Here is a 570-nt window from a genome sequence, read left to right as displayed (position 1 = left end):
GGTGATTGGATGCGTGGTCGTACAGCTCGAACAGGTCGGTGCGCTGCTGCTGCCGCCTGTAGCTACCACCGCATTACTCACTGAGCCAGCCGCTGTCTGATTCACGGTTGCCGCATAGGTAAAGCTGTACGTGCCAGGAACCGTGCCAGCCGGGATGGTGCAGGTAATCACCTGACCCGATGCCGTACAGCCTGCCGGCAGGGTTCCCAGTGTCTGGCCAGCACTCAACGTATCGGTCAACACAAGATCCGATTCGCTGGCCGTGGTAGTAATCACCGCTTCGAGGCTGTAGTCAATCGTATCGCCTGCCGCAACCGCAGTACCACTCACAGGGTTCGATGACTTGCTCACCGAAATGGTGGCAGGCGCAATCGGATGCGTGGTCGTACAGGTCGTACAGGTTGGTGCCGTGCTGCTGCCGCCCGTTGCTACCACCGCATTGCTCACCGAGCCGGTTGTTGCCTGGTCCACTGTTGCCGCATAGGTAAAGCTGTAGGTGCCGGGTACCGTACCGGCTGGAATGATACAGGTAATCACCTGACCCGATGCCGTACAACCTGCGGGCAGGGT

1 protein-coding gene is annotated in these 570 nt (G+C 59.6%); it reads right to left on the bottom strand.

Going from position 1 to position 570, the window contains the following annotated elements:
- The coding region (locus ACQUTA_RS13095; RefSeq protein ID WP_444988710.1) for a hypothetical protein at window positions 1–570 on the bottom strand (570 nt) is incomplete at both ends.

This window comes from Legionella navarrensis (genome assembly GCF_052527415.1).
Note: the sequence above shows the minus strand (reverse complement) of the source record. Positions and strands in the feature narration are given on the sequence as shown.